4 protein-coding genes and 1 pseudogene are annotated in these 2752 nt (G+C 50.7%); 2 read left to right on the top strand and 3 right to left on the bottom strand.

The window, feature by feature from the left end; all coding sequences use genetic code 11:
• From AO277_RS12370 to AO277_RS12360, 3 genes are all read right to left on the bottom strand, one after another.
• A partial coding sequence (locus AO277_RS12370) for a lytic transglycosylase domain-containing protein (protein ID WP_143492764.1) occupies window positions 1-454 on the bottom strand: 454 nt, incomplete at its 3' end.
• A gap of 28 nt (window positions 455-482) precedes the next feature.
• Complete coding sequence (locus AO277_RS12365) at window positions 483-698, bottom strand: hypothetical protein (protein WP_004666691.1); 216 nt, start codon at window positions 696-698, stop codon at window positions 483-485.
• Between the two features lie 64 nt (window positions 699-762).
• Window positions 763-1290 carry a transcription termination/antitermination NusG family protein gene (locus AO277_RS12360; protein WP_099258988.1) on the bottom strand — a complete coding sequence of 176 codons (528 nt, stop codon included), beginning with the start codon at window positions 1288-1290 and terminating at the stop codon, window positions 763-765.
• Window positions 1291-1409: 119 nt separating this feature from the next.
• Here AO277_RS12360 and AO277_RS12355 point away from each other — a divergent pair.
• Together AO277_RS12355 and AO277_RS12350 are read left to right on the top strand one after the other, a co-directional pair.
• Window positions 1410-2239: pseudogene (locus tag AO277_RS12355) on the top strand (IS5 family transposase).
• The coding region (locus tag AO277_RS12350; protein ID WP_143492762.1) for an AvrPphF family type III effector at window positions 2139-2752 on the top strand (614 nt) is incomplete at its 3' end. The pseudogene AO277_RS12355 and the gene AO277_RS12350, both read left to right, overlap by 101 nt.

The raw sequence follows: 2752 nt of genomic DNA, 5'->3' as shown, positions 1-2752 counted from the left end.
CCCGTTGCACGTGGCTGCTGCCGCCAAAAGCGGCCTCGGCCTTGAATCCGCGTTTGGGGTTGCCGCTGTAGTAGCAGGAAATGGCTTTGTGCAGCGCTGCCTGCCGGTTGGGCTCCTTGGCGCTGGTCACTGCATAGCACTGTTCAAGAACAGCGGCGGCCATGCGCAGATTGGTACAGGGTTCGAATACAGGTTCGGGTCGGCTGACATCGAAATGTTGCCGGTTGATCTGGCCCAGGCCGATGCTGAAGTTAGCGCCCTCCTCCACCAGCTGCTTCACCACCAATACAGCTTCATCCAGACTTTGCGGTTGACGCGGCAACACTTTGCCGACCACGCCAATGGCATAGGGATTGAAGGAGGATTCTGTCTTGACGATGGGAGTAAGCGTGGCTGGGTGTATCGAGGGAGCACATTGCATAGCCAGGGCCAGGAAGGCACTGGTGGTGAGCATTTAAACCTCCATAAGGTTTGCTGTTACATTAGGAAGATTGAATTTCTTTTAATAATTTCTCCATAGCGACCTCAAGATAGTTATCGACTACATATTGGGCCATCTGAGAAGCTGTAATTTGCCTCTTACCCCTATAGCTCACGTCAATGGCCGATTCAGAAAGGGTAGTGAAGCGCTCAGCACCAATATAAATGACACGAACCTCCGCTTTAGAACCAATCTTCCCACGGTCTTTCATGGACATATACTCTCCACATATCAAAACACCACAATAAGCTTGCAGTGTTGAATTCAAATTTTCAGTTATTCTAGCTAATTAGTTCATCTACGAACGGACGGTCTATTACTGACACAACACGGGAATCGTCTCGATTCAAAATCCTACTCTCTTCCTGCAACAACTTGAAAAGCGCAGCTTGTCTGTCAAGACTAGATTTTATTAGAGTGATGGATTCAAGCTCAACCAGCAATTCTGGATGAACGCCGTGGCACTCAATCTGTGTAACTTTTTTATCTACCCTGACTAAAAGAGAGCTTTTTATAGCTTCGATCAAGCAGTCTGATACGGTAGCAAGAACACCACCAAAGCTCACAAACTCTTTAACTCCTGAAACCTGCAAAACGATGGACGTGTGTAAAACCTCAGGGTTCAACTTTACAAACAGATAACCGGGAAACAACTGCGTTTCTGAGGTTCGGACCCCATTGCAGTCTAACCTTTTAGTAATTTTTAGATTAGCTGGGGAATACACATCTTCTGCGCCTAGAGCGCGAATGCGAAAAATGATTCCCTGAACTGCTTTTGGATTGTGGTTGACAAGATACCAATTTGACATCCTTTTACTCCTGCTCTGGGCACGCTCCGCCACAAACGCGCCGTCTGTTCTTTTTTCTTAGGTTTTGTACGAAAAGTCGGCTGGGGTAGAATTGCCGCCATGATTGGCTGGAGGCCCGCATGGCAAAGCGTTACGAACTCTCCGACTCATCGTGGGAATTGATCAAGGATCTGGTTTCTCCCGAGCAGAAAATGGGTCGCCCACGTAGTGATGATCGTTTGATACTCCACGGAGTCCTTTGGATTTTGTGCTCGGGTGCTGCCTGGCGTGATCTGCCGGAACGCTTTGGGCCTTGGTCGACGGTGTATCAGCGTTTTCGCGACTGGCGCGATGACGGTACGTTCGACCGGATACTGGAGCGCTTGCACATTCGACTCAACCAGGAAGGACTGATCGATCTGGACACCTGGATGATCGACTCCACGGCGGTACGTGCAACCCGAGCCTCTCTGAAGAACCGCTAGACCATGCTCTGGGGCGCAGTCGAGGCGGCCTGACGACCAAGATTCATATGGTTTGCGACGCTAATGGCGTGCCATTGCGCTTCATGCTTTCACCGGGGCAAGCCAGCGATATCGCTCACGCCCAGCCGTTGCTGGATAAGGTGCGCATTCCCGGTAGGCCGGGGCGACCACGAAAACGCAGTAGATGGTTACTGGCTGACAAAGGCTATGACGCAGAACACCTGCGTAGCTACTGCGACCGTTACCGAATACAGCCTGTGATCCCGCTACGCGCCATGCCACGCAAACCCCGGCCTGGCTTGCCCCGACTTTTTGATCGTCCCAAGTATCGGCAGCGCAACATCATTGAGCGGATGTTTGGCTGGCTAAAAGAGAACCGCCGAATTGGCACTCGCTACGACAAGCTGGCCAAGAGCTACGCAGCCATGGTCACGCTGGCTTGTAGCCTACGTTGTATGCGGCAATACTTTTCGTACAAAACCTAGTACCTGTTCACCTCAGCATGTCGCGTCGCACGGAAACCTAGCCAGCAGCGGCGGAAATCGTATTACGTCTGTAGACCAGCTAAACTCTACTGAGCGTAAACGGTTTTTAGAACAGCAAGATCCTATGCGCATGTTTAATTTCAAAAAAAATACGCCGGTTTACCGAACGATGTCACCTGAGTTTCTTGTCGACGGCAGGGTAAGCGGTAACCCCATTTCAAGGACATGGGTTCGTGATCATGAGAGTCTGAGGCCAAATCCAAATGGCGGCTTCCCTGAAGGGACCTCAAATGCGTATTGGCCAGTTATTCGTGAGGCTCGTGACCTAGGCCCCTCATTGAACGTAATGACAGGTGGGCCTTCATATAGTCGCGATGGNCGCGATGGGGATATCAATGTTCGGATGCGGCTAGGTGATTTTATTGATCGAGGCGGGAAAGTTTATCTTGATAATTCTGCTGCCGGGGGAGATAGACAAAAAACGATCCCGTTAGTCATCACTCTACCTGAAGG

It is taken from the genome of Pseudomonas amygdali, from assembly GCF_002699855.1.
In the GTDB taxonomy this organism is placed as follows: domain Bacteria; phylum Pseudomonadota; class Gammaproteobacteria; order Pseudomonadales; family Pseudomonadaceae; genus Aquipseudomonas; species Aquipseudomonas amygdali.
This window is presented reverse-complemented; position numbering and strand designations above follow the sequence as displayed.